The sequence below is a fragment of the Sporomusa sp. 246TCP1 genome (genome assembly GCF_057319775.1).
Genome location: NZ_CM170492.1, coordinates 3,045,395 through 3,070,886, shown reverse-complemented (window position 1 = coordinate 3,070,886; position 25,492 = coordinate 3,045,395). Strand labels below are relative to the sequence as shown.

Genomic DNA, 25,492 nt, shown 5'->3' with positions numbered 1-25,492 from the left:
AGTGGTTCATTACATAGTATGTAGTCCAATCCGGTTACCCTCGCTATCTTCAAAATAAGCACAAAAACCATATTCTCCGATACTCGTCATAGGGATTAGCTCTTTGCCTTTGTGCGCAACTACCTTGTTCAGCGTACCGGGAATATCGGTAACAGAAAAGTATATTATCGTACCCGTGTAAGAAGGAACAAAGTGTTCTTCCTTCACTAACGCTCCGCCAATTCCAGGAACATTCATTTCCATTGGGAACATAGCCATTTGGCGTGGACCCATATCGACTATAGTTAGCTTTCGATCAAAAACTGCTTCATAGAAAGCCTTGCTTCTTTCCATATCCGCTACCGGAATTTCAAACCAGATTACCGGATTTATTTCCGTATTCATTTCTTCACGCTCCTAATATTGCTATTTTACGTCTGAAACATAGAATCGTTAGTCATAAATAGTATTCTTCGATCTGCTACCTAGTATAACTGAGAGTTAGTAGCCAGACAGTTCGATTGTTATTTATTTTGCGTAAAAGTATAATCGCAAAATGAGAAAGGAGATATCGCATGACGCCGGAGCAAAAAGAAAAAATCTATAAACTTAGGCTCCAAGGACTAGGCTACAAAGCCATTGCCCGGGAAATGCAAATCACTGTTGACGCCATAAAAGGCTACTGCAAACGGCACCATCTAAATGGACCGACAGAAGTCGTACACCTTAATGCCGAGGTAATCCAAGAAAACAATGCCCTGTGTTTGCAATGTAAAAATCCGATGCGGCAAAAGCAACAAGGCAGGAAAAAAAGATTTTGTTCGGATGCCTGCCGATATAGCTGGTGGAATGAAAATCAAGACCAGCGCAGTAAGAAAGATATAGCTATATACCATTTCACCTGCCTATACTGTGGCAGGCGCTCAAGTTCTTACGGGAATAAGCAGAGAAAATATTGCAGCCACGACTGCTACATCAAAGATAGATTTTGGGGAGATGAAGATGGAGTTTAAGAAGCTACCGATTGATAATCTGATACCAGCGAGCTATAACCCAAGGAAAAAGCTTAAACCCGGCGACAGCGAATTTGAGAAAATCAAAAACAGCATCACCGAATTTGGTTATGTCGATCCGGTTATTGTCAATAAGGATCGAACAGTTATTGGCGGCCACCAGCGCATCTCGGTACTTAAGACCCTTGGCTATACCGAGATAGACTGTGTTGTCATTGACATTGATAAAACCAAGGAGAAGGCGCTGAATATAGCTTTGAATAAGGTGACGGGCGAGTGGCAAAAGGATCTGCTGGCTGAACTTATCAAAGATTTGCAGTCTCTAGACTATGACGTGTCTTTCACCGGCTTTGAACCGCCGGAGATTGATCAACTTTTTAATGATGTTCACTCAAAAGAAATCAAAGAAGACAATTTTGACGTAGAAAAAGAACTGGCAGAACCAGCTCTTACAAGACGTGGTGATGTATGGCTTTTAGGCAGGCATCGGTTGGTGTGCGGTGACAGTACTGACCCAGGGGTATTTAAATTGTTGATGGATGGCAAAAAAGCGAATCTGGTAGTTACAGATCCCCCGTACGGGGTCTCATATAAAGCTAAAGCCGGAACAATTCAAAATGATAACCTGAAAGATGATGAATTTTATAATTTTTTACTTAAGGCCTTTACCAATATGGCTCAAGTCATGGAACGCGACGCCTCTATTTATGTGTTTCATGCTGACACTGAAGGCCTGAATTTCAGAAAAGCTTTCCAACAGGCCGGTTTCTACCTTTCCGGAGTATGCATTTGGGCCAAACAAAGCTTGGTTCTTGGTCGCAGCCCGTACCATTGGAAGCATGAGCCTATTCTCTACGGTTGGCGCAAAGATGGAAAACATAACTGGTACACCGACCGCAAGCAAAGTACTATCTGGAACTTTGACCGGCCCGCCAAGAGTCCAGATCATCCAACGACAAAGCCTGTTGGTTTAATGTAAGCGTCAAAAATGCCGTCACCTTGACAACAAGTCATTTGGTAACGGCATTAGTTTTACAGTAATCTGGAACAAAACTGGGCATTAGTCGTTGTAGTGCCTCAACATCATTTCGTATATCCCAGTTGGGTGCGTTTTTAAAAATATAAGTCAGGTAGGCATATGGATTGAGCCCATTTTCCTTTGCGGTTTCTATTATGCTAAACACAACTGCGCTGGCTTTAGCTCCTCGCGGTGTGTTGGCAAAGAGAAAATTTTTGCGGTCAATCACAAACGGCTTAATGCTGCGCTCGGCGCGATTGTTACTGATTTCCAGCCTTCCGTCCAGTAGATATCGTTCGAGATATTTCCATTGCTCCAACGTATAGTGCACGGCTCTGCCAAATCCGCTCTTGGTAGATGCCTTTACTGTATGAAGGTACGACAAAAACTCGTCAAGCACTGGTTTTGCCAGTTCCTGACGCTTTTTATAGCGTTCTTCCGGTGTACAATCAGCTAGTTGGCGCTCAATAGTAAATAGCTTATCGCAATATTGTTTGCCACGTTGCGCCCCAGAGCCTTCTCGGTCTTTTTCCAAAAGGCCTTTTAGCGCCTCGTCAAATTTTCTTCTGGCATGTGCCCAGCAGCCCACAATGACGATTCGCTCCGGCAAGCTATGATACCCGGCATAACCATCCGTATGAAGGTAGCCGCTAAACTCCTGCAAAAATTCTAAAGGATGCTTTGCCTTCCGGTCTGGCTGATAATCACACAGCACAATAGGTATACTAGCACACCCGCCAGTTCTATACAGCCACATGTAGCTTTTGCTTTGCGCAGATTTGCCCGGCTCGTGAAGTACCTGTAAAATGGTTTCATCTGCGTGGAGCACTGGCTGTATGGAAAGTAGCTCTTTAAAGGCATCATAGATTGGCTCCAGCCAATCTTCAGAACACCGAATTAGCCAGTTAGACATAGTTTGTTTGGAAAGAGCTATGCCCATACGGCTCAAATCTTGCTCCTGGCGATGCAATGGCATTCCATTTGCAAATTTCTGTGTCATAATATGAGCAACTGCTTCTGGAGAAGCAAAGCTTCCTTTGATTACCGGCTTGTCCATTGGTGCCTTGATAATAGGCACGCTGCATGAATTGACTTCACAGTCGCGGCAGGCATATACATAGTCAATATGTTCTACGATAACTGCCTTGGCCGGGATGATCTTCAATTCGCGGCGGACATTTTTACCCATAATATGCAGTTTTGAACCACATTCCGGGCATTCCTGTTCATGTTCCGGTAAAAAATGCTCTACAACCTCTATTGGTAAATCGGCAGGAATGGTCTCTTTTCTTTCTTTGACATTCTTACGATAATGCTTCTGAACTTCAGTCAATTCAGGCTCGGGCACCCGTTCATCTGCTGTTGCCTCCGCCTCGTTAAAAAGATTAAACTGATCGTATTTGCTTTTTTCACTGGAGGAGCCGAACTGTTTTTGTTTGGAAAGACGCATTTGCTCCATCAGCCACTTGACCTGTTGAGTCAGTTCCTCATTTTGTATTTTTAGTGCCTCATATTCAGTACGAGAAACAGAGATCATTTCTTCTTGTGTATTAGTACCGTTCACTAGAATTTTCATGTAATAATTATACCATATTTTATGGCTTTTTTCCATGAAAAATCCGTTAAATCCATTGATTTTGCAGGATATTTAGGACTTTCAGCAAATTAGACGATTTGTATTTTATCGACTTTTTTATGCGCCCTCGGCTGTTGAATGCTTAACCCTTCCATTAGCCAACGAAACTGTTGTGGCGTAATGTGTTTGACCTCTTTTTCATCTTTTGGCCACTGAAAGCCTCCGTTCTCCAGCCGTTTATACAAAAGTACAAAGCCATCGCCATCCCAAAAGAGCGCTTTGATTCGATCACGCCGACGGTACCGCAAAACAGGAACAGACTGCTGGAGAACGGATCTAGGTGAAAGCATTGCTGTATGGTCGCTGCCAGACCATCAATAGATCTTCTCATATCGGTGTGGCCACAGGCGAGAAAGATATGTTCGATTTTAGATATATCACCTAACATAAATGTTTCAGTGCCAGAAGCGTAGCCTCCACGGTTACCATATCAGCGCCTTGATAGACATGGATTTGCATATCGTTACGCTCAATCGTGATAGCCAATGTTTCCGCACGATGCTTAGGCATCTTCATTTCTGCAAATACCGAACCCTGTACGGGAACAGCCTCGCTGGAGGCAGGGAGACTTACCGAAATTGCCCGGCAAGTCTCCTGACATACAAGTTTCTGCCAATGATAGTATGTTTTCACGTTAATGTTATTTTCGCTGCACCACGTTTTAATGGTTTTGCCACTGTTGCGGCAAGCCGTAACAATATTGCGCCATTTCTCCAATCGAACTTCATGCGTCACTTTCTGTACGCTCATAAAAGTAGACCTCCTGCGAGTTTCTAAGAATCCAAATGACTCCAACAAACTCTATGTGATTCTCTTGGACCTATTGTCTCATCCGGAGGCCTGGTTGTACATGTGACGATTTATTTGACGCTTACGGTTTAATCGCCTATCCGATTCAAAACAGCAGCATGAGCAATTGCATCGTGCTGGACCCGTTCGGAGGCAGTGGTTCTACCTTAATTGCCTGTGAGCAGACCAACCGGATTTGCCATACCATCGAACTGGATGAAAAATACGCAGATGTGATTGTGAAGCGGTATTGCCAAATCCTTGGAACTGACAGCGGTATATTTTTGGAGAGAAACGGCCAGAAAATACCGTATAAAGAAGTCCCAAACCCGGAATAAACGCTTGCTATTATCTGTGTTTAGAGTGATATATAGGATAACAAAAACACAGGAGGCGACTAGCATGAAAGCACACTTTGGAAGAAAAATGTCCGACCTCGAAACTTTACTTAAGGCGACCCGGCGAGCCGAACAAGAAAGGTCTGGCGACTCAGCGTACATAGTTACCAAGGAAGTTGAACTCAGCGACTTAGAATTTCGAAATTTTGCCGAAGACCTACTGGAGGATCAACCATGGATTGATAAAACGGATGGCGGAATGAACCGAGCCAGGGAATTTCGGTGCATCAGAGTGCGAAATGCCCAGAGTGGCGAGCGGATTTTGGTGAATAGCGAAGGCTACGATTATCCAAGGTATACTGCCATCGAAGAATAAAAAACAAACATCGGAGCAGGCTTAGTGCCTGCTTCTTTTAACTATCAAAGGTAATACTGTATACTTTCAGTAAAATGATACAATTATCAGACAATTAACTGGCTATATAACCCCCGTAGAGCTAATATACACACTAAGCCAAGCGGCACACTCGAAGGGGGCATGCAAAATGAAAACGCAAAGAGTCGGTATCGAAATTGAAATGACAGGAATCACAAGAAGAGAAGCAGCTCATGTTATTGCTCGATATTTTAACAGCCAAGTCGAATACAGGGGTGGAGCCTACGACGAGTACCGAGTACTTGATGATAGAGGAAGAAGATGGAAACTAGTAAGCGACGCGAGTATCACTACCATGAAAAAGGTACAGGTCCAAATGATCTCGGCTGATAAACAATACAGTGTCGAACTGGTAAGCCCCATTCTTACCTACGAGGATATTGAGCCCTTGCAGGAACTGGTCAGACTTTTGCGGAAAGCAGGAGCCATTAGCAGCAGCCGATACAATGCCGGTATTCACATCCATGTGGATGCCAAGCCCCATACCCCTAATAGCTTGAAAAACCTGGTTAACTTAATGGCCAGTAAAGAAGAACTACTTTACAAAAGCCTTGCGATTGATTGTGCTAGAATGCGGTATTGCAAAAAGGTCAACGAGGACCTAATCACTGCCATCAATAAGAAAAAGCCAAAAACCTTAGCGGCTTTAGCCGATATTTGGTATGATGGATACGGGCAGGAAAGTAGAGAACGGCATTACCACAACAGCCGCTACCACGGGCTAAATCTACATAGCACGTTCACCAAGGGAACTATAGAATTTAGACTTTTCAACGGAACTTTGCATGCCGGAAAAATTAAGGCATATTTGCAATTTTGTTTAGCTCTGAGCTACCAAGCCTTAGCGCAAAAGTCGGCCAGCGCCAAGCGAACAACCACCGACAACGAAAAATATACCTTCAGATGCTGGATGCTTCGCCTTGGCTTGATTGGAAAAGAGTTTGAAACCTGCAGGCTCCATTTTTTGAGAAATCTTAGTGGAAACTCAGCCTGGAGGAAGGCCGCCTGAAATGAAGGATAGGCCGCAAGGGGCAACACGCCCCTTGTTGGCTTTGATGATATGTGATAGAACGTACGAAGGAGAAACTGATGGAAACAAAGATTTATGCTGCTTATGGCAGTAATTTGAACCTCAAGCAAATGAAGAAACGTTGCCCCAAGGCAAAGGTTATTGGCAAAGGTGAATTATTCGATTATAAACTTACCTTCCGGGGAAAACAGACTGGAGTAGCAAATGTGGAGCGTAGTGCTGGATGTACGGTTCCGGTTGTGCTCTGGACAATCACGAAAGATTGTGAGCAAGAGCTAAATCGCTACGAGGGCTACGTGCGACCGTAAGAGTAGTTCGATAACTACTTGCGGGTTGTGAGGAATACTGCCTTGAGCAAGCAGTGAGAAAAGGTATCTAGCGGTAAACACCGCATCTCATTATCCCCCGACTTATCCAGAAAGGGAAACCGGATGGGGAGTGCAGCATGTCGGAGAAATCGGGATATTCGAGCTTCACGAATATCAGAGCCTAGGGATAAAACAACGTGTATGAGGATGAAAGCTAAACTGCCTGAACAATAGTCAGAGGTTGAGTCTAACGTAGCCCCCGGCGTATGGAAGCTAAACTCGCCGGAACCCTGAAAATCAGCGCGGGTTGCCTGCTGATTTGATGATACCCAGGGTAAACCTAGCCACAGGACAGTGGAAAATGACGAACGTTGCATCCGAAAACACGATATGCTTCGGTTCCTGCAACCTAAACGGTGATTGCCTAAAGCGGAATGCCAAACGGCTATAAATGCCCTTGCGACGGGTGATTTTGAATATCCGCTATGGTAACAGAGGTTCCATAGTAGTCCGAGAGCGGGAAAGCCGCTTACATGGCAAAGGGAACCAGTTCAATCAGCAAATACGGACATGGAAGGATGCGAGAGGCATTATGAGAAATCCAATTCACGTATTGTGCAGCTTAGAGGAAAAAGCGCTAAAAAAAGGGTATGTTCATAAGCGACTGTACAGGAACTTATACAACCCAGATTTCTACTGGTTGGCATACAAAAAGATTGCATCGTCACAAGGCAGCATGACAGCTGGCATAGATGGTATGACTATCGATGGCATGAGCGAAGTACGCATACAGCGTATCATCGCAGCACTCAAAGAACACAGCTATCATCCCAGCCCTGCACGAAGGACGTATATTGAGAAGAAAAACAATCCATCCAAAAAACGTCCACTCGGCATTCCTTCATCGGATGACAAACTAGTGCAGGAAGTTGTCCGCATGTTACTAGAAGCAATCTATGAACCGACATTTTCAAGCAGATCTCATGGCTTTCGCCCAAAACGAAGCTGTCATACGGCACTAACAGAAATTCAATATAATTTCAATGGCATAAAATGGATGATTGAAGGAGACATCAAGGCCTGCTTCGATAGCTTTGACCATCATGTATTAATTAGATTGCTACGCAAACAAATACATGATGAGTACTTCATATCGTTAATATGGAAATTTTTAAAGGCTGGATATATTGAACAGTGGGAATATAACGTGACGTACAGTGGTACACCACAAGGCTCAGGGATAAGTCCGATTTTAGCAAATATATACTTATCAGAGCTGGACAACTTTATTGAAGAATATAGTAAACGTTTCGAAGTTGAACCCAACGGATGTAGAAAAGTCAATCCCGCATATACCAGAGCAAACTATGCCTTTAAAAGTACCAAAATGAAATTACGTGCAACGTGTGATGATGAAACGCGGAAAAAGCTCGTCAAAGAGCTAAAGCACTATCAATTACAGCGGAAGACTCTACATTATTACCCAGTAAAAGATACAAGCTTCAAAAAGCTGCGCTACAATCGTTATGCCGATGATTTTCTAGTGGGCATCATCGGTTCTAAAGAGGATGCCGAAAAAATCAAGCAAGATATTAAAAAATTTCTTCACGAGAAATTAAAGTTAACACTATCTGAAGAAAAAACTAAAGTGACACATTCTTCGGAAATGGTAAGATATCTTGGCTATGAGATTAGCGTATCCCGAAATGTCGATGCAGCACGGGATAGAAATGGCATTTTAAAGCGCATGCGCTATGGTAGAGTATCGCTATATCTTCCGCGCGAAAAATGGGTAGGAAAGTTACATGAGTACAAGGCGTTTAAAATAGTATACGACCAAGGAAATGACAGGGAGTTTTGGAAACCGCTACACCGTGGAGAACTGCAAAATAGAGCAGATGTTGAAATCATTCGTAAATATAACAGCGAAATCCTCGGCATATATAACTTCTATCGGCTCGCATCCAACGTATCTGTACTGAACCAATTTGATTTCATTATGAATGGAAGCATGCATAAAACGTTTGCATTTAAGTACAGAACTTCAGCAGAAAAAATTAGAAAAAAATATATGCGAGACGGAATATTTGGAGTAGATTACGACACACACCATGGCCCAAAGCGATGTGAAGTCTACAGCGGAGGTTTCAAAAAAGAGAAAACTCCTTTACTTAAGGAAATAGACACGATGCCTCAATATAAGAGATATGATCGCCCAAACAGTCTAGCAGGCCGCATAAAAAAGTAAGCGTCAAATAAATCGTCACATGTACAACCAGGCCTCCGGATGAGACAATAGGTCCAAGAGAATCACATAGAGTTTGTTGGAGTCATTTGGATTCTTAGAAACTCGCAGGAGGTCTACTTTTATGAGCGTACAGAAAGTGACGCATGAAGTTCGATTGGAGAAATGGCGCAATATTGTTACGGCTTGCCGCAACAGTGGCAAAACCATTAAAACGTGGTGCAGCGAAAATAACATTAACGTGAAAACATACTATCATTGGCAGAAACTTGTATGTCAGGAGACTTGCCGGGCAATTTCGGTAAGTCTCCCTGCCTCCAGCGAGGCTGTTCCCGTACAGGGTTCGGTATTTGCAGAAATGAAGATGCCTAAGCATCGTGCGGAAACATTGGCTATCACGATTGAGCGTAACGATATGCAAATCCATGTCTATCAAGGCGCTGATATGGTAACCGTGGAGGCTACGCTTCTGGCACTGAAACATTTATGTTAGGTGATATATCTAAAATCGAACATATCTTTCTCGCCTGTGGCCACACCGATATGAGAAGATCTATTGATGGTCTGGCAGCGACCATACAGCAATGCTTTCACCTAGATCCGTTCTCCAGCAGTCTGTTCCTGTTTTGCGGTAGTCGGCGTGATCGAATCAAAGCGCTCTTTTGGGATGGCGATGGCTTTGTACTTTTGTATAAACGGCTGGAGAACGGAGGCTTTCAGTGGCCAAAAGATGAAAAAGAGGTCAAACACATTACGCCACAACAGTTTCGTTGGCTAATGGAAGGGTTAAGCATTCAACAGCCGAGGGCGCATAAAAAAGTCGATAAAATACAAATCGTCTAATTTGCTGAAAGTCCTAAATATCCTGCAAAATCAATGGATTTAACGGATTTTTCATGGAAAAAAGCCATAAAATATGGTATAATTATTACATGAAAATTCTAGTGAACGGTACTAATACACAAGAAGAAATGATCTCTGTTTCTCGTACTGAATATGAGGCACTAAAAATACAAAATGAGGAACTGACTCAACAGGTCAAGTGGCTGATGGAGCAAATGCGTCTTTCCAAACAAAAACAGTTCGGCTCCTCCAGTGAAAAAAGCAAATACGATCAGTTTAATCTTTTTAACGAGGCGGAGGCAACAGCAGATGAACGGGTGCCCGAGCCTGAATTGACTGAAGTTCAGAAGCATTATCGTAAGAATGTCAAAGAAAGAAAAGAGACCATTCCTGCCGATTTACCAATAGAGGTTGTCGAGCATTTTTTACCGGAACATGAACAGGAATGCCCGGAATGTGGTTCAAAACTGCATATTATGGGTAAAAATGTCCGTCGCGAATTGAAGATCATCCCGGCCAAAGCAGTTATCGTAGAACATATTGACTATGTATATGCCTGCCGCGACTGTGAAGTCAATTCATGCAGCGTGCCTATTATCAAGGCACCAATGGACAAGCCGGTAATCAAAGGAAGCTTTGCTTCTCCAGAAGCAGTTGCTCATATTATGACACAGAAATTTGCAAATGGAATGCCATTGCATCGCCAGGAGCAAGATTTGAGCCGTATGGGCATAGCTCTTTCCAAACAAACTATGTCTAACTGGCTAATTCGGTGTTCTGAAGATTGGCTGGAGCCAATCTATGATGCCTTTAAAGAGCTACTTTCCATACAGCCAGTGCTCCACGCAGATGAAACCATTTTACAGGTACTTCACGAGCCGGGCAAATCTGCGCAAAGCAAAAGCTACATGTGGCTGTATAGAACTGGCGGGTGTGCTAGTATACCTATTGTGCTGTGTGATTATCAGCCAGACCGGAAGGCAAAGCATCCTTTAGAATTTTTGCAGGAGTTTAGCGGCTACCTTCATACGGATGGTTATGCCGGGTATCATAGCTTGCCGGAGCGAATCGTCATTGTGGGCTGCTGGGCACATGCCAGAAGAAAATTTGACGAGGCGCTAAAAGGCCTTTTGGAAAAAGACCGAGAAGGCTCTGGGGCGCAACGTGGCAAACAATATTGCGATAAGCTATTTACTATTGAGCGCCAACTAGCTGATTGTACACCGGAAGAACGCTATAAAAAGCGTCAGGAACTGGCAAAACCAGTGCTTGACGAGTTTTTGTCGTACCTTCATACAGTAAAGGCATCTACCAAGAGCGGATTTGGCAGAGCCGTGCACTATACGTTGGAGCAATGGAAATATGTCGAACGATATCTACTGGACGGAAGGCTGGAAATCAGTAACAATCGCGCCGAGCGCAGCATTAAGCCGTTTGTGATTGACCGCAAAAATTTTCTCTTTGCCAACACACCGCGAGGAGCTAAAGCCAGCGCAGTTGTGTTTAGCATAATAGAAACCGCAAAGGAAAATGGGCTCAATCCATATGCCTACCTGACTTATATTTTTAAAAACGCACCCAACTGGGATATACGAAATGATGTTGAGGCACTACAACGACTAATGCCCAGTTTTGTTCCAGATTACTGTAAAACTAATGCCGTTACCAAATGACTTGTTGTCAAGGTGACGGCATTTTTGACGCTTACATAAAAAAAGGACTATGCGAGCTCTGCGGTGAACAAACGGGCGAGATATATATGCATCATGTGAGACGTCTCAAAGACTTGAGTGGCATATTGTCCAGCGAGCGGATGATGATGCAAATTCGCAGAAAATCGCTTGCGCTATGTTTGCCATGTTTTGAAAAAGTTCGCGCTAAACTCCTCTAAGCGATTGTTCAGAAAGCCGGATACACTGAGAAGTGTCTGTCCGGTTTGGGAGGGAGTGGAATGGAAACCTATCTGTACAGGCAGAAAAGGCGCCAGATTGCTTACCTCATCCAAGACTGTATGGAAAAGAAATAGTTACCATTACGACGCCTGCCGGAGAACAAGAGGCTATGCTGTATGTTATGGCCAAGCAATATGAAACTATGCCTGCTATTCCAAGTGAATATTACTTTGATGTAATTCGTCAAGGCTATCAGGATAATGGAATTGACACAGTTTCATTGAGTGATGCTCTAGGAAATACCAAAACAGAGTTATTATAACCTTAAGGAGCTTATACGATGGATACATTTTTTTCGCAGAAATTTTGCGATAGGTGTGGCGGCAGTCTTGATGGTGGTAGAATTATGTCCATGTTTAACACCGAATGCCTTTGCCTTGCCTGCAAAGAAAAAGAAAAAACGCGGGAAGACTATGGCAAAGCAGTAAAAACGGAGTACGAAGAAATCAAAAAAGGCAATTTCAATTACAAGGGCATCAAAGGATAAACAAAATCTAAATTTTGAGTCTATCAGAAGATAGGCTCTTTTTCTTTGCCAGAGAAGAGGAGGTGATACCTATGGCCCAGAAAGGAAGAAAGCCAAAGCCGACAGCGTTAAAAATACTGGAAGGTAACCCCGGTAAAAGGCAGCTTAATAACAGTGAACCTACACCAGTAAAAAAAGCACCCAAATGCCCAAGCTGGCTTGATAATGAAGCCAAGAAAGAATGGCGTCGCTTGGCTAAACAACTAGAAGATTTGGGACTCTTAACTAATATTGATATGGCGGCTTTTGCTGGATACTGCCAAGCCTATGCCCGGTGGAAGGAAGCCGAAGAATTTATCAGTAAGCATGGCACAATTGTTAAAACCCCGTCTGGTTATTGGCAGCAGGTACCACAGGTATCTATCGCCCAGACCTACCTTAAAATCATGAATAAACTTTGCGAGCAGTTTGGACTAACCCCGTCGGCACGTAGCCGAATTGTTGCAGATACCGGACAGCAAAATGAGGCTGATCCGATGGAGCTGATTTTGCTAAGTGGAGGTAGGAAGAGTGTATGATGAGGCAAAAGCTCAGCATGCAGTTAGCTTTATTAACTGCTTAAAACACACCAAAGGACAGTGGTATGGTGTGCCTTTTGTACTCTTACCTTGGCAAGACCAAATTATTCGGGACATTTTCGGAACAGTAAAAGAAAACGGCTACCGGCAGTACAACACGGCGTATATTGAAATTAGCAAAAAAAATGGAAAGTCGGAAATCGCCGCCGCAGTGGCACTATATATGACTTGCGGCGATAACGAGTGGGGAGCCGAGGTGTATGGCTGCGCTTCGGATCGGCAACAGGCTTCCATTGTATTTGATGTGGCGGTTGATATGGTAGACCAGTGCCCTGCCCTTAGAAAACGAATTAAGCCGATTATGTCAGTGAAACGCTTAGTTTATCAGCCAACCAACAGTTTCTATCAGGTACTTTCAGCTGAAGCATATACCAAGCATGGCCTCAACGTGCATGCTGTTGTGTTCGATGAACTACATTCCCAACCAACCCGCGGACTCTATGATGTTATGACCAAAGGCTCCGGTGACGCAAGAACACAGCCATTGTTTTTCCTCATTACAACGGCTGGTAATGATAGAAACTCCATTTGCTTTGAGGTCCATCAAAAAGCGAAGGACATACTGTCTGGTAGAAAAATCGACCCGACCTTTTATCCTGTCATATATGGTATTGATGATACCGATGACTGGGCTAACGAAGAAAATTGGTATAAAGCCAATCCATCGCTTGGCTATACCATAGATATAGAGGAAGTCAGGGCTGCTTTTCAAAGTGCCAAGGAAAACCTAGCCGAAGAGAACCTATTTCGCCAACTACGGCTCAACCAGTGGGTGAAACAATCGGTTCGCTGGATGCAGATGGATCGCTGGGATGAGTGTGCTTTTCCCATCCATCTTGAAAGCTTGCGCGGTAGAATATGCTACGGGGGACTTGATTTATCAAGCACCACAGATATTACTGCCTTTGTTCTGGTATTCCCGCCACGTGATAGCACTGAAAAATTTATAGTGCTGCCGTACTTTTGGATTCCAGAAGATAACTTGGCCACAAGAGTTCGGCGAGATCACGTGCCCTATGACATCTGGCAGCAGCAGGGCTACATTAAGACCACCCAAGGTAATGTGGTTCATTACGGCTTTATCGAAGCCTTTATTGAAGAACTCAACACCAAGTACAACATCAAAGAAATTGCCTTTGATAGATGGGGCGCTGTACAAATGGTCCAAAACTTAGAGGGCATGGGTTTTACCGTCATTCCTTTTGGACAAGGTTACAAGGATGTGTCACCTGCAACCAAAGAACTCATGAAGCTTACCTTAGAGAAAAATATTGCACATGGTGGTAACCCCGTACTCCGGTGGATGATGGATAACATCTATGTAAAAATCGATCCCGCTGGCAATCTTAAGCCAGACAAAGAAAAAAGCACCGAGCGGATTGACGGTGCAGTGGCATTGATTATGGCTTTGGATCGGGCGATACGGAATGTTAACAAAGCCAGCGTTTATGATGCGAGGGGAATATTGGTGTTATAAGATATTTGTATTGGAATAGTACTATAAATGTGTTAAAATGTACTTTAAGCTTTTATACATTTTGCAGCTTTTTGGAGGAGTGAATGTTTAAAGACTTTAGCACTTGGAAAACCTATGATGGTGCTCATGAAGGTAGCGGAAGAAGTGAAAAAATATGGTTGAAGAATCCTGTTACCGGTCAAATCGGGTTATTTAAGTATAAAAAGGATTTAGAGACCAAGGATCATGTATCAGAAAAACTGGCATCAGATTTAGCAGCATTATTAGAATTGCCTTGTGCACAAGTGGAAATTGGTACTTACGAAAATCGTGAAGGCTCAATGAGCTATTTGATAAATAAGTATAATGAAGAACTTATTGAAGGAATATCGCTTATTAATCAATATTATCCTAATTATAGTGCCGAAAAAATGTATGATAGTTCTTTAGATGAACACTACTCAATCCATATGTTGAGTAAATCTATCGAAAAATATGGCCTACTCAAAGACTTACTAAAAATGCTCGTTTTTGACTATCTTATAGGAAACACAGACCGTCATCAAAATAATTGGGCAATAATTAATAAGGGTAATGGCGCTTATGAATTTTCTCCCCTGTATGATAATAGTTCATCATTATGTTGCTACGTACCTGAAGGTAAAATAAAAGAATTTTTAGGTAGAGATACTAAGAGATTACAGTCTATTGTACGAACTAAATCTAAGTCGATAGTAAGAATCGATAAAAAAAACAAAAAAAGACCAACGCATGAAGAGGTTTTAGAATATATAAACAAACGATACTATAACGAAGTAAAAGATTTTATAGAACAAATAAAACTACAGATTACTGCTAGTAACATAGAGACGTTGTTAGTTGAGTACACCGAACCCTTGTTGAGTGAAGAAAGAAAAAAGCTAATTACAATTTTTTTGATTGAAAAGGTTAAATTGATGGAAATGATAATAAAGAGAGAGGAGGCGTAAAATGTCTATTAAAGATGGCAGGGATTATCTTCTACTTGTTTGGAAAGAACCCAAAACAAAAAGAAGATATATTGTTGGCGAATTATCTAAAAATGGGCAATTTGAATTTTCATATAATTATGAGGTTCAAAAGGCTATAGCGGCTGGTTTTGAATTATTAATTGCTTTTCCAGATATTGAAAAAGTATATAAAAATGATAATTTGTTTCCCGTGTTTGCAAGCAGACTACCTGATCCAAAGAGAAAGGGCATTGAAGCCATCCTTGAGAAATACGGTTTATCAGAGTATGATGCATATGAATTTTTAAAGAGCAGTGGTGCTAGACTACCTATTGATAATCTAGAGTTTATTGATCCTATTTTTAATTTTGAGTCAGGAAAGATTGTAAGGAGATTCTTCATAGCGGGTACAGGATTTTGTCTTGGCTGTGACGGGGAATTTTGTGAAAAATCTCTTGAAGTAAAATTACATGAAGACTTAAGATTAATGCCAGAGCCGGAAAATGAATATGATAGGTATGCGATTAAAATACTTAATGCTGCAGGGGCTTCACTAGGGTACTTACCACGCTATTACTCTGAGGGTGTTAGCCAACTAATCGGAAATAATACAGTTATTAGCTCTAAAGCAATTGAGGTAAATAAGGATACTAAATGTTTAGAATGTATTAAAGTGGAGTTAACCATCAAAAAAGAGTAGGATTTATTTAAGCCCGAAAAAGCATCTGTTTTGGCAGGTGCTTTTTTTGCGCCCATTTTCAGGAGGTAATCAGTGAAAATCCCATTTATATCAAGATTATTTCAAACAAGAGCCAGCCCGCAAAACACCTGGGGCAGCGCATATAGCTTTTTCTTTGGAACTAGCACCAGCGGTAAAAACGTAAATGAGCGAACTGCCATGCAAACAACCGCTGTGTATGCCTGTGTTCGAATCCTAGCCGAAACCATAGCCTCGCTGCCTTTACACACTTATCGTTATACTACGAGCGGTAAAGAAAAAGCAGCGGATCACCCCATATATTATCTGCTCCATAGCGAACCAAATCCAGAGATGACTTCATTCGTGTTTCGAGAAACACTGACGGGTCATCTTTTATTATGGGGCAACGCCTATGCCCAAATCATCCGCGATGGCCGGGGCAGAGTGGCCGCTCTCTACCCGCTCTTACCAAACAAAATGACTGTCAATCGAAACGACCAAGGCCAACTCTACTATCAATACGATAAAGATGGCCAAATCCATTTGCTCCGCAGCTACGAAGTTCTGCACATTCCAGGTCTAGGCTTTGACGGTCTCATTGGTTACTCCCCAATCGCCATGGCCAAAAATGCGATCGGCATGGCCATAGCAACCGAAGAATATGGCGCTAAACTGTTTGCTAATGGTGCTAACCCTGGCGGTGTACTGGAACATCCGGGCGTTGTAAAAGATCCAGCCCGAGTCAGGGACAGTTGGAATGCAGTTTACCAAGGCAGTTCCAATGCGCACCGCGTGGCAGTTTTGGAGGAGGGGATGTCGTTCAAAAGTATTGGCATTCCACCAGAGCAAGCGCAATTTTTAGAAACAAGAAAGTTTCAAATCGAAGAAATATGCCGCATATTTCGGGTGCCCCCACATTTGGTTGCAAGCCTTGATCGGGCGACTTTCAGCAATATTGAGCACTAATCCATTAGCTTTATTGATAATACCATTGTTCCATGGGTTTCAAGAATCGAACAATCAATGCAGAAGGCGATATTTACAGAAACCGAGAAAAAGGCATTCTTTGTGAAGTTCAATTTGAATGGACGATTACGGGGCGATGCGGCCACAAGGGCTGCCTTCTATCAAACCATGCGGCAAAATGGGATCATGTCGGCCAACGAAATTAGGGTTCTAGAAGATATGAATATGATACCGGATGAGTTAGGTGGCGGAAAATATTTGGTTAACGGAAACTTTGTTGATATGGCTAATGCCGGGGCTTGGACTGGTAAGTATGATGTTGGAGGAGGGATAAAAGATTGATTGAAAAGTTTTGGATTTGGGCCGAGAGTGAAGAAAAACGCACACTGTACTTCGACGGCTACATAGCTGCGAATAGTTGGTATGATGATGATATTACCCCGAAAAAATTTAAAGCTGAGCTGATGGCCGGGGACGGTGATATCTCAGTTTGGCTCAATTCTCCAGGTGGCGATGTGTTTGCCGCGAGCCAAATATACACAATGCTAAAGGAGTACAAAGGAAAAGTCACTGTCAAAATTGACGCTCTCGCTGCCAGTGCCGCCTCAGTCATTGCCATGGCTGGCGATGAAATCCTCATGTCGCCGACTGCCTGTATCATGATCCATAATCCGGCCACCATGATTTTTGGTGAAGCCGCTGATTTTCAAAGCGGCATTAAAATGCTTGGAGAAGTGAAAGAAAGCATCATCAATGCATACGAGCAACGAACGGGCCTATCAAGAGCCAAAATATCAAGCATGATGGATGCGGAAACCTGGTTTAGCGCCCAAAAGGCAGTGGAGTTAGGTTTTGCCGATAAAATCCTCTACGCTCCCGAGCAGGTGGAAGCGGCAGAGGGTTTTATTTTTGACAAAATTACCGTGACCAATGCCCTGCGGCGTAAGCTGCCAAAGGAAAACCAAGAACCAGTAGCGCAGCCATCAGGCACACCCCATCAAGAGCTACTCACAAGACTGAACTTGCTGAAATAGGGAGGAAAACAAACATATGAACAAAATATTAGAACTCCGCGAAAAGCGGGCCAAGCTTTGGGATAGTACCAAAGCTTTTTTAGATAGCAGAAGAAACGAAAATGGTCTTCTATCTGCCGAAGATACAGCTACCTATGAAAGTATGGAAGCCGACGTGGTTAACTTAGGTAAAGAGATTGACCGACTAGAACGGCAAGCAGTTCTTGATCTAGAGCTATCGAAGGCAACCAGTACAGCCATTACCAACAAACCAAATCAACAAACTGAAATTGAAAAAGTTGGCCGAGCCTCCAGTGAATACAATCGCGCTTTCTGGAAAGCGATGAAAAGCAAAAACATCTTCGATGTGCAAAATGCCTTGCAAGTAGGCACGGACAGTGAAGGTGGTTACTTAGTGCCCGACGAGTTTGAACGTACGCTCATCCAGTCATTAGAGGAAGAAAACATTTTCCGACAACTAGCCAAAGTCATTACCACTTCCTCCGGAGATAAAAAGATTCCGGTAGTAGCCTCAAAAGGTACTGCATCTTGGGTCGAGGAAGAAGGTAACATTCCAGAGTCCGACGATGCCTTCGGCCAAGTCTCGATTGGGGTATATAAATTAGCCACAGTTCTTAAGATCTCGGAAGAGCTCATAAATGACAGTGTATTTAATCTGGAGCAATATATCGCCAAAGAGTTTGCACGCCGCATTGGAGCCAAGGAAGAGGAGGCCTTCTTTGTTGGTGATGGCTCCGGCAAACCAACCGGCATTTTCAATGCGACTGGTGGTGCTGGTGTAGGGGTTACAACGGCCAGTGCTACAGCCCTTACTTTTGATGAAATCATGGACTTATATTACTCCTTAAAATCCCCGTATCGCAAAAATGCGGTGTTTGTGACTAATGATGCCACTGTCAAAGCCATCCGCAAACTCAAAGACGGAAACGGCCAATACCTCTGGCAGCCCTCGGTTACAGCAGGCGAACCGGATACTATCTTTAGCCGCCCTGTAAAAACTTCGACCTATGTTCCGGCTATTGCTATTGGCGCTAAAACAATTGCCTTTGGTGATTTCAGCTACTATTGGGTCGCCGACCGCCAAGGGCGAAGCTTCCAACGTCTTAATGAACTCTATGCCGTAACAGGACAAGTTGGTTTCAAAGCCACCCAACGTGTGGACGGCAAACTCATATTACCGGAAGCTATCAAAGTACTCCAAATGAAAGCATCTTAAGGTGACGCTTATGACTATTAAAAACTATGCAGAGCAAGGCGGAGACAAATGGGTGGTCAGTGGAACCCTGGAAATCAAAGCTGATGGTGAGTTAATTCTTGGCGATGTTCCGATCAGCAGAGCTGCCGAACAAGAAAAAAGTGATGCTACCACCATTGCAGAACTAAAAACGAATTTTAATGAACTGATAGCAAAGCTACAAACCGCTGGCCTTATGGACAAACCCCATGGATAATTTAGTGAGTGTAGTCGAGGCAAAAGAATATTTGCGAATTGATGGCGAGGAGGAAGATACCCTTCTCGCCAGTTTGATTTCCATGGCAGCTGCCCATTGTGAGGACTATCTACAGAATGCTTTATCCACCGAACTCCCGTTACCTGTCAAACAAGCTATCCTCATCCTAGTAGCTCATTTCTATGAGCAGCGAATAGGTGAAACGATACCGAAGGTAGTGTATACGCTCCTTTCCCCCTATCGCGCCCATCTGTGGTAGGTGATCATATGAATCCGGGAGAACTCAACTGCCGTGTAAAGCTGCTTCAGGAAACCCAAGTACCTGATGAACAAGGCGGCTTCGAAACGACGTACACAGTTCGCGCCACAGTCTGGGCCAAGCTCATGACGGTGACCACTAAAACAATAGATCAATATGAACAGTTAACGCCAGAACTTTTGCATCGTATCATCATTCGCTACCGCAGTGATGTGGCTGTAACTGATCGCATCCAATATGGCAGCCGGATTTTTGAGCAGCTTGGACCACCGATCAATGAAGAAGAGAAAAAAGCCTATCTTAGACTTGAGTGCCGGGAGGTGGTAGCTGATGAAGCCAACGATTAGAGTGACCGGTATTGATAAATGCCTGCGATTCGGTGATTTAATTTCCGGTAACGTCAGTCAAGCTATCGAAAAAGAGGTAGAGCTTGGATCGCGGGAAATCCGGCAACGCGAGCGGGCATTAGCTCCTAAGAAAAGTGGTCAACTGCGAAAAAGCATCGTCACCCGCAAGGGGAAATACGGTATCTCCAGGATGGTCCGGGCCAAAGCCCCCCACGCGCCACTGCAGGAATATGGTACCAAGCGCGGCGTGAAGGCCAAACGTTTTGCCGAAAGAGCACGCAGTGAATTATTGCCGGGAATCCAAGCTAAGATCCGTGCTGCTGTTCAGCGAGAGGTGAAAAGATGACCCGATCACCGGTATCGACCTTAAATAAAGCGCTTTATGGCAGACTTAAAAATACCCTGACTGTGTCAGTTTATGATCATGTACCTGCAGGCAAGAAAGCACCCTATGTTGTGCTTACTGATACAGTGGCCAAAGCTGGAGCACAAAAACAATATCGGGCGCAGTAGTCACGGCCACGATAAAATCATTAGCGAGTATCAGGGCGACAAGGAAGTTGCGGAACTTGCCGATAGTGTAATCAATGCCATTCAGCAGCCGATATTGGAATTAAGCGAGGCCTGGCAGGTGGTGCTGGCGACTGTCGAAAGCCATTCAGTGGAGCGTTTTGAGTCACACCGCGAAGCCACGGTACTATTTAAATTCACAATAATGGACACCAAGGAGTGATGAAATGCCTTTAATCCCAAGTGATGGCGTAGATTTTCTACTCAAAGTTAACACCGGAACAGCGGAAAACCCTGTATGGGTAACCATAGGCGGCCAACGAGGAGCAACGCTCAGTATGACTGCCGCCATGATTGATGGCAGCAACAAAATGTCCGGGGCCTGGACGACCAGCGTTCCGGGCCTTTTAAGTTGGAGCATTGATGCGGATGCGGTCATGTTGACCGACTCAGCAGGTGTAACAATAGAAGCGGGACGACAGCTGTTGCTATCGTCCTTTTATAACCGCATCCTAGTCCATGTGCGCTACGTGCGCAAAGACGGCAGCAAGTTTCAGGGCTATGCGGCCATTACGGATTTATCCGAAGAAGCGCCGCATGATGATGTGGCGACCTACAAAATTAAACTCGACGGCAGCGGCGCACCAGAAGAAGTCAATGGCACGAAACAAGTAGAGACGGTCATGGTAGCCGGAACGGTATCGACCACAGGCAATGCGACATTTACCGTTACCGCTGCAGGAATGACCGGATCACCGAAAGCTATCAGCGTAGCGGTAGCCTTAAATGACTCGGCGGCTGTAGTTGCACAAAAAGCACGAGAAGTGCTAGCACTTGATAGTGCTGTGACGGCTCTCTTTGATGTTAGCGGTGTGGGAATTGCAGTAGCCTTGACGAGAAAAGTGGCAGCCGCTAATGACGCGACACTGAACATAGCGATTGCCAATGGCACTTGTGCGGGTCTTACCGCTGTACCGACTTCGACTGACACAACTCCCGGAGTAGCCCCGATATAACGTAGGCGCATGGCAAAAAGCTGTGCGCTCATTTTAATGTTTACAGAAAAAAAGGAGGACTTCTCATGACAGGACCAGTGTATCTTACCATCGGCGGCAAAGAGCGCAAGCTTCGCTATGACATTAACGCAGCGGCGGACATGGAAGAATTAATGGGAGGAAAATCCCTGCTATATGTTCTAAGTAATCCGATGGCCGCAGGCTTTTCCGCTATCCGCATCTTGCTATGGGGTGGCCTAAAGCATGCGGAAAAAGGACTAACCCTGCAGCGGGTCGGCCTTATGATGCAAGAGTACATGGAGACAGGTGGCAGCATCGAGAATTTAGCAGCTAAAATCGGCGATGCTGTCCGTAAATCCAAAATCATGGGCGAAGAAACAGAAACAGCAGAAGAAACAGCAGAGTCCGGTGACCTGGGAAACGGACAATAACCACGGTAGCGGAGTGGATTGCGTGTATGGAGCCAATGGCCTATGGGGCGCTGGCCCTTACACCCTGGAAGTTCGGGAGACTGACACCCGGAGAATTCCAGCAGATGATCGATGGGTATCTCTGGCGAACGGAGCAAAAACAGCGCGCAGCGGCCCAGCTTGTCGCCCCGATCATCAATACCTGCACCAATTACGAACTGAAACGACCGGTTACCGTGGACATGCTGTTAGGCATTGAATCGGCCAAGAAAAAACAGAGTAACAAAACACCGGAACAAGTGAAAGCCGAACTGGCAGAACTGATCGCGAAAGTGGGGTGATACCATAGCCGGAAATGCTGCAATGACAATTATCATCGGGGGCGATAACTCCGATTTTCTGAAGAAATGGGAAAGCACAAAACGAGCTATGCGTAAAGGCCTGGGTTCAGAAGCCATGGAAATGTCGGAAAACATCGTCTCCGATTTTGCTGCAGCCGCTGCCGCTATGGGGGCCTTAGGCCTTGCCAGTATTAAAATGGCTGGTGATATGCAGGCGAACAAGAAAGCCTTTGCTACCTTGATTGGGGATAGCGGGCAGGCAGAAAAATTCCTGAGCAATTTAGCCAAGTTTGCGGCACAAACCCCATTTGAACTGCCGGGCCTCGTCAATTCGTCGAAGAAACTGCTGGCGTTTGGTTTTGCCGCGCAAGACATCATTCCCATGATGGCAGCCATTGGTGATGCTGCCGCTATGCTGGGCATAGGACAAGAAGGCATCGACCGGATGGCACTCGCTATCGGACAGATGCAGGCCAAAGGCAAGGTTTCGGGAGAAGAAATGCTGCAGCTTGCTGAGGCTGGGGTTCCCGCCTGGAAGTTTCTCGCCGATGCGATAGGCACCGATATTCCAACCGCGATGAAAATGGCGGAACAAGGTGCCATTACTAGTACCACCGGTATTAACGCCGTACTGTTGGGCATGCAGAGTCGTTTCAAAGGCGGTATGGAGGGCTTGTCGCAAGAAATCCCAGGGCTTTTTTCCACCATTAAGGATAACGTTTCTTCTGTCATGCGCGAAATGGGTGACAAAATCATTGCTGCGCTCGACCTCAAAACAAGAATGAAAGCCATGGCAGAAGCACTCGACCAGTTTGCGGGGTATGTCAAAAATAACGGAATTCAAGCTGCGTTACGCGATTTGATTCCCAAAGAATTATCATTAGCAATTTTTGTAGTAGTCGGGGCGCTCGCAGGAGCAGCTATTCCGGCTATTATTGCTTTTGGCACAGCACTCTGGACAGCCCTGGTTCCATTAGCACCGTTCATTGCTGGCGGTGCCGCCCTTGGTGCAGTAGCTTGGGTTATTTGGCAGGCTTGGGAACCGCTCGGGGGATTGTTCGCCAATACCTGGACAGCGGCTGTTAGCTATACCCAGCAGAAATGGGCAGAACTCAAAAGTATTGTTTTTAGTGGAGTGCAAAATATCCTGACTGCCCTTCAGCCGCTCCTCAATTTATTTGGTGGTGGAATACAATCAGCCGCTGCTGGGTGGCTGGAAAGTGTTTCGCAGGGAGCTGCCAATGCGGGGGAAGAGGCCGCGGCGGCTACCAAACGGGTTCAAGCTGCAGTGGGCGGAATCAGCACAGCCTGGGAAGGTATCGGAAGCAAACTGATCTCAGGTGTACAGGAACTGAAAGAGAGTGCGGGTGGACTTAATACCAACTTTACTGGCTTGACAGGAAGTAATGCTGCCGGAACAAGCGGTGCGCCAACCGGTGCAGGGGGCGGCACTGGTGCTGCTAGCAGTGAGTGGGACAAGCTTGCCAAGAAAGCAGAGCAGACCAGCAAGGCCATTGAAGAGCAATGGGTACAGACGACAAAAACAGAGCTGGAACAATTAGAACTCTGGCGTTCACAGCAACTGCAGGCTTTGAACGGAACGATGGCCGCCAACGAAAATTACCAGCGAGATTTGGAACGGCTGGAGGCCACCTATTCTGTTCGACGTCGTAAGATCATGGCCGACGAACAAAAGAAGCGAAACAGCATCTGGGATCAGGCTGTCGATGCGGCGCGATCTTTGCAAACAAAGCTGGGAGCTATTGGATTGACCGGTGTAGATAAGCAAAAGTTTGATATTGAAACAGAATTTACTTCACGGCTTGACGCCATTCGCCGGAAATACCGTGACTGGGAGACAGAATATGCTGTTGCTACTAAAGAACAGCAGGCAGTTTTTCGCGAGGCGTGGATAGCGAATGGGGTGCAATTTGAAATCACTGAGTCCGGCATGGTTACTTTCAGCAAGCAAGTAGCCGCTGAGCAGGTTGCCATTGAACAAGAGAAAAATCAGAAGCTAAAAGACCTCCATTACGAGCGGGTGAAATTTCAGGAAGATTTGGATCAGGCCCGCAACGAGGGCGATATTGCAAGATTCCAGGAGTTATTAACTAGCGAGCAGGCGCTGCTCGCTCAGGAACTTGCTGGCAAACAAGAATATATTGATAGCTACTATAAGCTATGGCAAGACGCGCATCGTACCTCCATGAGCTACATGGCTCAATATACCAACGGTATGTATGATGGTCTTAAGGGAGTCTTTTCGGATGTGATTACCGGCACGAAATCAATTGGCGACGCCTGGAGTGATTTGGGAACAAAGATCATTAAGATCATTGCTGACATAGCCGCCGAGTGGCTGGCCAGCCGCATCGTAATGTCAGTTTTCGGCAGTTCTTTTAGTACGGCGGGTTTAGGTGGCTCGGCAAAACCTGCTGCTAGCCTTATCAAACCAAAGGTCAGCGTACCAAAATTTGCGTTAGGCGGTAATTACGATGGCGGTCTAGCACTGGTAGGGGAAAGAGGTCCGGAGCTTATTAACTTCAATCGCGCTGGCCGGGTATATAACGCGCAAGATACACAGAGCATGATGTCTGCTGGTTCGCCGACAATTGTAATGAACATAAACACCCCTGACGCCCATTCCTTCCGGCAGTCGCAAGGGCAGATATTAGCCAGTATGAACATGGCTCTGGCCCAAGGAAGACGGAATCTATGAGTAGCTTTCACGAAGTGCAGTTTCCTCCAGACATATCCTACGGCTCGACTGGCGGTCCCGGGTTTTCCACCGGGGTCGTAACTACGTCCAGCGGCGGTGAGCAGCGAAACCAGAATTGGGCGCAGTCTCGCTGTAAATATAACGTGGCGCATGGTGTGAAGAACCAAAAACAGCTAGACATACTGATAGCATTTTTCCGTGCAAGAAAAGGGAAAGCCTATGGGTTTCGGTTTAAGGATTGGTCTGATTTTAAAGCAGTGGGCCAGATTTGCGCGGCTTTGGAAGGAAACAAAGTGGTCTACCAGCTGCAAAAAACCTACGTTGACAGTGCAGGGTTTACCGACATTCGCTTAATCAAAAAGCCGGTTACCGGCACTGTTACCATATATATTGGCGGCGTAATGCAGACAAGTGGCTACACAGTGGATTATGTCACAGGCAGAATTACCTTTGACGCTATTCCAGTCGGTGTTGTAACGGCAGACTTCGAGTATGATGTCCCCTGTCGTTTTGATACAGACGAGATGCCGATCAATATTGATAATTGGAGCAGTTATTCATGGTCAGGGATTACGGTTATCGAGATTAAATGGTAGGAGGCAG

The 25,492-nt window shown here is 44.8% G+C and carries 33 protein-coding genes and 2 pseudogenes; 30 read left to right on the top strand and 5 right to left on the bottom strand.

Annotation, left to right across the window (positions count from 1 at the left end):
• Window positions 1-9 precede the first annotated feature (9 nt).
• The gene (locus AC1ECB_RS14580) at window positions 10-384 is read right to left on the bottom strand and encodes a VOC family protein (protein ID WP_485664467.1); all 375 of its coding nucleotides are present in this window, start codon (window positions 382-384) and stop codon (window positions 10-12) included.
• Window positions 385-554: 170 nt separating this feature from the next.
• On the opposite strand from AC1ECB_RS14580, the gene AC1ECB_RS14575 reads away from it, so the two are divergent.
• Both AC1ECB_RS14575 and AC1ECB_RS14570 read left to right on the top strand, forming a co-directional pair.
• Window positions 555-992: an RNA polymerase subunit sigma-70 gene (locus tag AC1ECB_RS14575; RefSeq protein WP_485664466.1), complete on the top strand. Its 438-nt coding sequence runs from the start codon at window positions 555-557 to the stop codon at window positions 990-992.
• Window positions 982-1,971: a site-specific DNA-methyltransferase gene (locus tag AC1ECB_RS14570; protein ID WP_485664465.1), complete on the top strand. Its 990-nt coding sequence runs from the start codon at window positions 982-984 to the stop codon at window positions 1,969-1,971. Before AC1ECB_RS14575 ends, AC1ECB_RS14570 begins: the two co-directional genes overlap by 11 nt.
• Before the next feature lie 31 nt (window positions 1,972-2,002).
• Here the strand turns inward: AC1ECB_RS14570 and tnpC (AC1ECB_RS14565) are convergent, their stop codons facing one another.
• The 4 genes and pseudogenes from tnpC (AC1ECB_RS14565) to tnpA (AC1ECB_RS14550) all read right to left on the bottom strand — a co-directional run bounded on the left by tnpC (AC1ECB_RS14565) (window position 2,003) and on the right by tnpA (AC1ECB_RS14550) (window position 4,396).
• The gene (gene tnpC, locus AC1ECB_RS14565; protein ID WP_485664464.1) at window positions 2,003-3,586 is read right to left on the bottom strand and encodes an IS66 family transposase; all 1,584 of its coding nucleotides are present in this window, start codon (window positions 3,584-3,586) and stop codon (window positions 2,003-2,005) included.
• An 89-nt stretch (window positions 3,587-3,675) separates the two neighbouring features.
• Window positions 3,676-3,936, bottom strand: coding sequence for an IS66 family insertion sequence element accessory protein TnpB (tnpB, locus tag AC1ECB_RS14560; protein ID WP_485664463.1), 261 nt, complete (start codon window positions 3,934-3,936; stop codon window positions 3,676-3,678).
• A pseudogene (tnpB, locus tag AC1ECB_RS14555) lies at window positions 3,933-4,034 on the bottom strand (IS66 family insertion sequence element accessory protein TnpB); the annotation flags it as partial. The pseudogene tnpB (AC1ECB_RS14555) and the gene tnpB (AC1ECB_RS14560), both read right to left, overlap by 4 nt.
• Window positions 4,028-4,396: an IS66 family insertion sequence element accessory protein TnpA gene (gene tnpA, locus AC1ECB_RS14550; protein WP_485664427.1), complete on the bottom strand. Its 369-nt coding sequence runs from the start codon at window positions 4,394-4,396 to the stop codon at window positions 4,028-4,030. The pseudogene tnpB (AC1ECB_RS14555) and the gene tnpA (AC1ECB_RS14550), both read right to left, overlap by 7 nt.
• Before the next feature lie 158 nt (window positions 4,397-4,554).
• On the opposite strand from tnpA (AC1ECB_RS14550), the gene AC1ECB_RS14545 reads away from it, so the two are divergent.
• The 28 genes and pseudogenes from AC1ECB_RS14545 to AC1ECB_RS14410 all read left to right on the top strand — a co-directional run bounded on the left by AC1ECB_RS14545 (window position 4,555) and on the right by AC1ECB_RS14410 (window position 25,485).
• Window positions 4,555-4,773 (top strand): DNA methyltransferase, encoded by a 219-nt coding sequence (locus AC1ECB_RS14545; RefSeq protein WP_485664462.1) that lies wholly within the window; start codon window positions 4,555-4,557, stop codon window positions 4,771-4,773.
• 64 nt (window positions 4,774-4,837) lie between these two features.
• Window positions 4,838-5,149 (top strand): DUF6329 domain-containing protein, encoded by a 312-nt coding sequence (locus AC1ECB_RS14540; RefSeq protein ID WP_485664461.1) that lies wholly within the window; start codon window positions 4,838-4,840, stop codon window positions 5,147-5,149.
• A gap of 169 nt (window positions 5,150-5,318) precedes the next feature.
• Window positions 5,319-6,218, top strand: a complete 900-nt coding sequence (locus AC1ECB_RS14535; protein WP_485664460.1) for an amidoligase family protein — start codon at window positions 5,319-5,321, stop codon at window positions 6,216-6,218.
• Window positions 6,219-6,298: 80 nt separating this feature from the next.
• Window positions 6,299-6,547 carry a gamma-glutamylcyclotransferase family protein gene (locus AC1ECB_RS14530; RefSeq protein ID WP_485664459.1) on the top strand — a complete coding sequence of 83 codons (249 nt, stop codon included), beginning with the start codon at window positions 6,299-6,301 and terminating at the stop codon, window positions 6,545-6,547.
• A gap of 592 nt (window positions 6,548-7,139) precedes the next feature.
• Complete coding sequence (locus AC1ECB_RS14525) at window positions 7,140-8,795, top strand: reverse transcriptase/maturase family protein (protein WP_485664458.1); 1,656 nt, start codon at window positions 7,140-7,142, stop codon at window positions 8,793-8,795.
• 121 nt (window positions 8,796-8,916) lie between these two features.
• Window positions 8,917-9,285: an IS66 family insertion sequence element accessory protein TnpA gene (gene tnpA, locus AC1ECB_RS14520; protein WP_485664427.1), complete on the top strand. Its 369-nt coding sequence runs from the start codon at window positions 8,917-8,919 to the stop codon at window positions 9,283-9,285.
• On the top strand, window positions 9,279-9,635 hold the full coding sequence (gene tnpB / locus AC1ECB_RS14515) for an IS66 family insertion sequence element accessory protein TnpB (RefSeq protein WP_485664426.1): 357 nt from the start codon (window positions 9,279-9,281) through the stop codon (window positions 9,633-9,635). The genes tnpA (AC1ECB_RS14520) and tnpB (AC1ECB_RS14515) overlap by 7 nt, the downstream gene beginning before the upstream one ends.
• Window positions 9,636-9,724: 89 nt before the next feature.
• Window positions 9,725-11,308 (top strand): IS66 family transposase, encoded by a 1,584-nt coding sequence (gene tnpC, locus AC1ECB_RS14510; RefSeq protein ID WP_485664425.1) that lies wholly within the window; start codon window positions 9,725-9,727, stop codon window positions 11,306-11,308.
• Complete coding sequence (locus AC1ECB_RS14505; RefSeq protein ID WP_485664457.1) at window positions 11,305-11,526, top strand: HNH endonuclease; 222 nt, start codon at window positions 11,305-11,307, stop codon at window positions 11,524-11,526. Before tnpC (AC1ECB_RS14510) ends, AC1ECB_RS14505 begins: the two co-directional genes overlap by 4 nt.
• 32 nt (window positions 11,527-11,558) lie before the next feature.
• Window positions 11,559-11,849 carry a hypothetical protein gene (locus AC1ECB_RS14500; protein WP_485664456.1) on the top strand — a complete coding sequence of 97 codons (291 nt, stop codon included), beginning with the start codon at window positions 11,559-11,561 and terminating at the stop codon, window positions 11,847-11,849.
• Window positions 11,850-11,867: 18 nt separating this feature from the next.
• The gene (locus AC1ECB_RS14495; protein ID WP_485664455.1) at window positions 11,868-12,074 is read left to right on the top strand and encodes a hypothetical protein; all 207 of its coding nucleotides are present in this window, start codon (window positions 11,868-11,870) and stop codon (window positions 12,072-12,074) included.
• A 71-nt stretch (window positions 12,075-12,145) separates the two neighbouring features.
• Window positions 12,146-12,631, top strand: coding sequence for a phage terminase small subunit P27 family (locus AC1ECB_RS14490; protein ID WP_485664454.1), 486 nt, complete (start codon window positions 12,146-12,148; stop codon window positions 12,629-12,631).
• On the top strand, window positions 12,624-14,168 hold the full coding sequence (locus AC1ECB_RS14485; RefSeq protein ID WP_485664453.1) for a terminase large subunit: 1,545 nt from the start codon (window positions 12,624-12,626) through the stop codon (window positions 14,166-14,168). Before AC1ECB_RS14490 ends, AC1ECB_RS14485 begins: the two co-directional genes overlap by 8 nt.
• A gap of 83 nt (window positions 14,169-14,251) precedes the next feature.
• Window positions 14,252-15,136 (top strand): HipA domain-containing protein, encoded by an 885-nt coding sequence (locus AC1ECB_RS14480; protein WP_485664452.1) that lies wholly within the window; start codon window positions 14,252-14,254, stop codon window positions 15,134-15,136.
• A gap of 1 nt (window position 15,137) precedes the next feature.
• On the top strand, window positions 15,138-15,836 hold the full coding sequence (locus tag AC1ECB_RS14475) for an HIRAN domain-containing protein (protein ID WP_485664451.1): 699 nt from the start codon (window positions 15,138-15,140) through the stop codon (window positions 15,834-15,836).
• Window positions 15,837-15,914: 78 nt separating this feature from the next.
• Window positions 15,915-17,144: pseudogene (locus AC1ECB_RS14470) on the top strand (phage portal protein).
• On the top strand, window positions 17,141-17,836 hold the full coding sequence (locus AC1ECB_RS14465; RefSeq protein ID WP_485664450.1) for a head maturation protease, ClpP-related: 696 nt from the start codon (window positions 17,141-17,143) through the stop codon (window positions 17,834-17,836). The pseudogene AC1ECB_RS14470 and the gene AC1ECB_RS14465 overlap by 4 nt, the downstream one beginning before the upstream one ends.
• 16 nt (window positions 17,837-17,852) lie before the next feature.
• Window positions 17,853-19,052, top strand: a complete 1,200-nt coding sequence (locus AC1ECB_RS14460; RefSeq protein ID WP_485664449.1) for a phage major capsid protein — start codon at window positions 17,853-17,855, stop codon at window positions 19,050-19,052.
• Between the two features lie 10 nt (window positions 19,053-19,062).
• Window positions 19,063-19,287: a Head fiber protein gene (locus AC1ECB_RS14455; RefSeq protein WP_485664448.1), complete on the top strand. Its 225-nt coding sequence runs from the start codon at window positions 19,063-19,065 to the stop codon at window positions 19,285-19,287.
• Window positions 19,288-19,291: 4 nt separating this feature from the next.
• Window positions 19,292-19,546, top strand: a complete 255-nt coding sequence (locus AC1ECB_RS14450; protein WP_485664447.1) for a head-tail connector protein — start codon at window positions 19,292-19,294, stop codon at window positions 19,544-19,546.
• An 8-nt stretch (window positions 19,547-19,554) separates the two neighbouring features.
• Entirely contained in the window at window positions 19,555-19,893 is a 339-nt protein-coding gene (locus AC1ECB_RS14445; RefSeq protein WP_485664446.1) for a phage head closure protein, read from the top strand.
• Window positions 19,877-20,239 (top strand): HK97 gp10 family phage protein, encoded by a 363-nt coding sequence (locus AC1ECB_RS14440; protein ID WP_485664445.1) that lies wholly within the window; start codon window positions 19,877-19,879, stop codon window positions 20,237-20,239. The genes AC1ECB_RS14445 and AC1ECB_RS14440 overlap by 17 nt, the downstream gene beginning before the upstream one ends.
• Window positions 20,236-20,406, top strand: coding sequence for a hypothetical protein (locus AC1ECB_RS14435; protein ID WP_485664444.1), 171 nt, complete (start codon window positions 20,236-20,238; stop codon window positions 20,404-20,406). Before AC1ECB_RS14440 ends, AC1ECB_RS14435 begins: the two co-directional genes overlap by 4 nt.
• A gap of 224 nt (window positions 20,407-20,630) precedes the next feature.
• Window positions 20,631-21,419 (top strand): phage tail tube protein, encoded by a 789-nt coding sequence (locus tag AC1ECB_RS14430; RefSeq protein WP_485664443.1) that lies wholly within the window; start codon window positions 20,631-20,633, stop codon window positions 21,417-21,419.
• Window positions 21,420-21,484: 65 nt separating this feature from the next.
• Entirely contained in the window at window positions 21,485-21,850 is a 366-nt protein-coding gene (locus AC1ECB_RS14425; RefSeq protein WP_485664442.1) for a hypothetical protein, read from the top strand.
• A gap of 26 nt (window positions 21,851-21,876) precedes the next feature.
• A complete protein-coding gene (locus tag AC1ECB_RS14420) occupies window positions 21,877-22,170 on the top strand; it encodes a hypothetical protein (RefSeq protein ID WP_485664441.1) in 294 nt (97 codons plus the stop codon).
• 22 nt (window positions 22,171-22,192) lie between these two features.
• Window positions 22,193-24,889 carry a tape measure protein gene (locus AC1ECB_RS14415; RefSeq protein WP_485664440.1) on the top strand — a complete coding sequence of 899 codons (2,697 nt, stop codon included), beginning with the start codon at window positions 22,193-22,195 and terminating at the stop codon, window positions 24,887-24,889.
• Window positions 24,886-25,485 (top strand): DUF2460 domain-containing protein, encoded by a 600-nt coding sequence (locus AC1ECB_RS14410; protein WP_485664439.1) that lies wholly within the window; start codon window positions 24,886-24,888, stop codon window positions 25,483-25,485. The genes AC1ECB_RS14415 and AC1ECB_RS14410 overlap by 4 nt, the downstream gene beginning before the upstream one ends.
• Window positions 25,486-25,492: the final 7 nt, after the last annotated feature.

What these genes read in the sequence shown, in the direction of transcription:
- AC1ECB_RS14580 (WP_485664467.1), bottom strand. Translation starts at nt 384, where the DNA reads ATGAATACGGAAATAAATCCGGTAATCTGGTTTGAAATTCCGGTAGCG.
- AC1ECB_RS14575 (WP_485664466.1), top strand. Translation starts at nt 555, where the DNA reads ATGACGCCGGAGCAAAAAGAAAAAATCTATAAACTTAGGCTCCAAGGA.
- AC1ECB_RS14570 (WP_485664465.1), top strand. Translation starts at nt 982, where the DNA reads ATGGAGTTTAAGAAGCTACCGATTGATAATCTGATACCAGCGAGCTAT.
- tnpC (WP_485664464.1), bottom strand. Translation starts at nt 3,586, where the DNA reads ATGAAAATTCTAGTGAACGGTACTAATACACAAGAAGAAATGATCTCT.
- tnpB (WP_485664463.1), bottom strand. Translation starts at nt 3,936, where the DNA reads ATGCTTTCACCTAGATCCGTTCTCCAGCAGTCTGTTCCTGTTTTGCGG.
- tnpA (WP_485664427.1), bottom strand. Translation starts at nt 4,396, where the DNA reads ATGAGCGTACAGAAAGTGACGCATGAAGTTCGATTGGAGAAATGGCGC.
- AC1ECB_RS14545 (WP_485664462.1), top strand. Translation starts at nt 4,555, where the DNA reads ATGAGCAATTGCATCGTGCTGGACCCGTTCGGAGGCAGTGGTTCTACC.
- AC1ECB_RS14540 (WP_485664461.1), top strand. Translation starts at nt 4,838, where the DNA reads ATGAAAGCACACTTTGGAAGAAAAATGTCCGACCTCGAAACTTTACTT.
- AC1ECB_RS14535 (WP_485664460.1), top strand. Translation starts at nt 5,319, where the DNA reads ATGAAAACGCAAAGAGTCGGTATCGAAATTGAAATGACAGGAATCACA.
- AC1ECB_RS14530 (WP_485664459.1), top strand. Translation starts at nt 6,299, where the DNA reads ATGGAAACAAAGATTTATGCTGCTTATGGCAGTAATTTGAACCTCAAG.
- AC1ECB_RS14525 (WP_485664458.1), top strand. Translation starts at nt 7,140, where the DNA reads ATGAGAAATCCAATTCACGTATTGTGCAGCTTAGAGGAAAAAGCGCTA.
- tnpA (WP_485664427.1), top strand. Translation starts at nt 8,917, where the DNA reads ATGAGCGTACAGAAAGTGACGCATGAAGTTCGATTGGAGAAATGGCGC.
- tnpB (WP_485664426.1), top strand. Translation starts at nt 9,279, where the DNA reads ATGTTAGGTGATATATCTAAAATCGAACATATCTTTCTCGCCTGTGGC.
- tnpC (WP_485664425.1), top strand. Translation starts at nt 9,725, where the DNA reads ATGAAAATTCTAGTGAACGGTACTAATACACAAGAAGAAATGATCTCT.
- AC1ECB_RS14505 (WP_485664457.1), top strand. Translation starts at nt 11,305, where the DNA reads ATGACTTGTTGTCAAGGTGACGGCATTTTTGACGCTTACATAAAAAAA.
- AC1ECB_RS14495 (WP_485664455.1), top strand. Translation starts at nt 11,868, where the DNA reads ATGGATACATTTTTTTCGCAGAAATTTTGCGATAGGTGTGGCGGCAGT.
- AC1ECB_RS14490 (WP_485664454.1), top strand. Translation starts at nt 12,146, where the DNA reads ATGGCCCAGAAAGGAAGAAAGCCAAAGCCGACAGCGTTAAAAATACTG.
- AC1ECB_RS14480 (WP_485664452.1), top strand. Translation starts at nt 14,252, where the DNA reads ATGTTTAAAGACTTTAGCACTTGGAAAACCTATGATGGTGCTCATGAA.
- AC1ECB_RS14475 (WP_485664451.1), top strand. Translation starts at nt 15,138, where the DNA reads ATGTCTATTAAAGATGGCAGGGATTATCTTCTACTTGTTTGGAAAGAA.
- AC1ECB_RS14460 (WP_485664449.1), top strand. Translation starts at nt 17,853, where the DNA reads ATGAACAAAATATTAGAACTCCGCGAAAAGCGGGCCAAGCTTTGGGAT.
- AC1ECB_RS14455 (WP_485664448.1), top strand. Translation starts at nt 19,063, where the DNA reads ATGACTATTAAAAACTATGCAGAGCAAGGCGGAGACAAATGGGTGGTC.
- AC1ECB_RS14445 (WP_485664446.1), top strand. Translation starts at nt 19,555, where the DNA reads ATGAATCCGGGAGAACTCAACTGCCGTGTAAAGCTGCTTCAGGAAACC.
- AC1ECB_RS14440 (WP_485664445.1), top strand. Translation starts at nt 19,877, where the DNA reads ATGAAGCCAACGATTAGAGTGACCGGTATTGATAAATGCCTGCGATTC.
- AC1ECB_RS14435 (WP_485664444.1), top strand. Translation starts at nt 20,236, where the DNA reads ATGACCCGATCACCGGTATCGACCTTAAATAAAGCGCTTTATGGCAGA.
- AC1ECB_RS14430 (WP_485664443.1), top strand. Translation starts at nt 20,631, where the DNA reads ATGCCTTTAATCCCAAGTGATGGCGTAGATTTTCTACTCAAAGTTAAC.
- AC1ECB_RS14425 (WP_485664442.1), top strand. Translation starts at nt 21,485, where the DNA reads ATGACAGGACCAGTGTATCTTACCATCGGCGGCAAAGAGCGCAAGCTT.
- AC1ECB_RS14420 (WP_485664441.1), top strand. Translation starts at nt 21,877, where the DNA reads ATGGAGCCAATGGCCTATGGGGCGCTGGCCCTTACACCCTGGAAGTTC.
- AC1ECB_RS14415 (WP_485664440.1), top strand. Translation starts at nt 22,193, where the DNA reads ATGACAATTATCATCGGGGGCGATAACTCCGATTTTCTGAAGAAATGG.
- AC1ECB_RS14410 (WP_485664439.1), top strand. Translation starts at nt 24,886, where the DNA reads ATGAGTAGCTTTCACGAAGTGCAGTTTCCTCCAGACATATCCTACGGC.